1 protein-coding gene is annotated in these 2864 nt (G+C 72.9%); it reads right to left on the bottom strand.

Annotation, left to right across the window (positions count from 1 at the left end; all coding sequences use genetic code 11):
* Window positions 1–2735: glutamate synthase central domain-containing protein (locus M1M07_RS32095; RefSeq protein ID WP_248676743.1), on the bottom strand; the 2735-nt coding region annotated here is incomplete at its 3' end.
* Window positions 2736–2864: the final 129 nt, after the last annotated feature.

Here is a 2864-nt window from a genome sequence, read left to right as displayed (position 1 = left end):
GAGTTCGAACGTCCCCCGATCCGGTTCATCGCCACCGCGAGGGCCGTGTGCGCCTCGGCGGAGATCGATCCGTAGCTCATTGCGCCGGTGGCGAATCGGGTGAGGATCCGTTCCACGGGTTCGACCTGCTCGACGGGGATCGGCGGATGCACGCCGGCGCGGAAGCCCAGCAGTCCGCGCAGGGCACCCCCGGCCGCGGCGAGCCGGTCGACCTCGTCGCTGTAGCGGGCGAAGATGTCGGCCCGGCCGCTGCGGGTGGCGTGCTGCAGCAGGAACACCGTCTCGGGTGTGAACAGGTGCGGCTCCCCGTCGCGGCGATAGCGGTAGACACCACCACTGTCGAGTTCCTGTGTGCCCGAATCGGATTCGCCGTAGGCGGCGGAGTGCCGTGCGCGTGCGTCGTCGGCGAGGTCGCTCAGCGAGGCTCCACCGATCCGCGAGGCCGTGCCGGGCAGGTACACGTCGATCACGTCGCGGCCCAGCCCGACCGCCTCGAAGGTCTGCGCCCCGACGTACGAGCCGAGCACGGAGATACCCATCTTCGACATCACCTCGAGCACCCCCGCGACCAGCGCGTGCCGGTAGTTGGCGGCGGCGGTGTCCGGATCGTCACCGGCAGCGGCGGCGAGCGCCCGGACGGTGTCGAACGCCAGGTACGGGCACACCGCGGAGGCCCCGAAACCGAGCAGGGCGGCGACGTGGTGCACCTCGCGGGCGTCGCCGGTTTCGACGAGCAGGCCCACGCGGGTCCGGCGACCGGTCCGGATCAGGTGGTGGTGCACCGCGGAAACCGCGAGCAGCGACGGGATCGGAACCGCGTCCGGTCCGGCGCCGCGGTCGGTGACGACGAGCAATCCGAACCCGGAGTCGACGGCGGTGTCCGCGGCCCGGCACAGGGCGGCGAGGCCGGCGGCGAGGGCCTCACCCGACGGTCCGTCGGCGGAGAAGTGGGTCGGCAGCACCCGTGTCGCGAGCGCGGGGTGCGGTCCGTCCGCGGTGAGGGTGCGGACCGTGTCGAGGTCGTCGGCGGTGAGCACCGGGCCGGGCAGCAGCAACCGGCGGCACGAATCCGGTGAGCAGGCGAGCAGGTTGTCCTCGGGTCCGACGGCGACGGCGGTGGTGGTGACGATGCGTTCGCGGATCGAATCCAGCGGCGGGTTGGTGACCTGCGCGAACATCTCGGTGACGTAGTCGTAGAGCAGGCGCGGTCGCGGGGACAGCACCGCCGGTGGGGTGTCGTTGCCCATCGATCCCAGGGGTTCGCGGCCGGTGCCGGCCATCGGGGCGAGCAGCACGTCGAGATCCTCGCGGGTGTAGCCGAACAACCGATGCGCCTGCGGGGTCGCGGTGCACGGGCCGGGGCGGGTGTCCGGGCGCGGCAGGTCGGCGAGGGCGACCTGGCCGACGCGGAGCCAGTGCCGGTAGGGGTGGGTGCGGGCGAGCCCGGCCAGCAGCTCGTCGGAGGGCACGACGCGCCCGGCGCCGGTGTCGACGAGGAACATCCGGCCCGGTTCCAGCCGGCCCTTCTCGACGATCTGGTCGGGCGGCAGGTCCAGTACCCCGGATTCGCTGCCGAAGACGACCCGGTCGTCGAGGGTGCGCCACCAGCGGCCCGGCCTGAGCCCGTTGCGGTCGAGGACCGCGCCGAAGACGCGGCCGTCGGTGAACGGCAGGCACGCCGGTCCGTCCCAGGCCTCGAGGAGCGCGGCGTGGAACTCGTGGAATCCGCGGCGCCGGGCGTCGATCGTGGGATCGTTCTCCCACGCGGGCGGAATCATCATGCTCACCGCGTGCGGCAGCGACCGGCCCGACAGATGCAGCAGCTCGAGCACCTCGTCGAGCGTCGCCGAATCCGACCCGCCCGGGCTGCAGATCGGGAACAGCCGGGTGAGGTCGCCCGCGACCCGCGGGGTGCGCAGCGCCGGCTCGCGGGCCCGCATCCGATTCCTGTTTCCCCGGATGGTGTTGATCTCGCCGTTGTGCGCGCTGTAACGGAACGGCTGCGCGAGCGTCCACGACGGAAACGTGTTGGTCGAGTAGCGGCTGTGCACCAGGGCGATCGCGCTGGCGCAGCGCGGGTCGCGCAGATCCGGGTAGAACCGGGCCAGTTGCTCGGCGGTGAGCATGCCCTTGTAGACGATCGTGCGCGCGGACAGCGACGGGAAGTACACCGCCGGTGCGTCGGGTCCGGGCCGCTCGGCGCGGCGGCGCAGCGGGTAGACGAGTCGATCGAGATCGAGTCCGCCCGGCCGGACCCCCGCGACAGCAGGTGCGGCGACGAACAACTGGTCGATGTGCGGGCGGCACCCGTCCGCGGTGACGCCGATCCCGGCGCGTTCGGGTTCGACCGGCATCGGACGCCAGCCGAGGACCTCCAGGTGTTCGGCAACGGCGAGATCCTCGATGCGCCGGCGGGCGCGCGCCCGGTCGTCCGGATCGCGGGGCAGGAAGCACAGACCGGTCGCATATCGGCCGGGAGGGGGCAGCGGAAAGTCGGTGACCGCGTCGAACAGCGCCGCGGGGACCGCGAGGGTGATGCCGGCGCCGTCGCCGGTGGCCGGTTCGCGCCCGCACGCCCCGCGATGAGCGAGGTTCTGCAGCGCGCGGATCGCGTCGACGACGACGTCGTGACCGGCGCGGCCCTGGATGTCGACGATCGCGGCGACCCCACACGAGTCCGATTCCAGCGCCGGGTCGTACAGGCCGCGAGCGTCGGGAATCGAGGAGTACAGCACTGCTGTCACCTCCACCGGGGCGGACGGTGCGGGGGTGACGCGTCGCGCGTCGAGGCGGCGACCCCGGAGGGTCGCCACCACGGGCGGTGCAGTGGCGGGGATGGGCCGATCGGCTCCGCCCGGGAATGC

This window comes from Rhodococcus sp. HM1 (assembly GCF_023218075.1).
Taxonomy (GTDB): Bacteria; Actinomycetota; Actinomycetes; order Mycobacteriales; family Mycobacteriaceae; genus Rhodococcus.
This window is presented reverse-complemented; position numbering and strand designations above follow the sequence as displayed.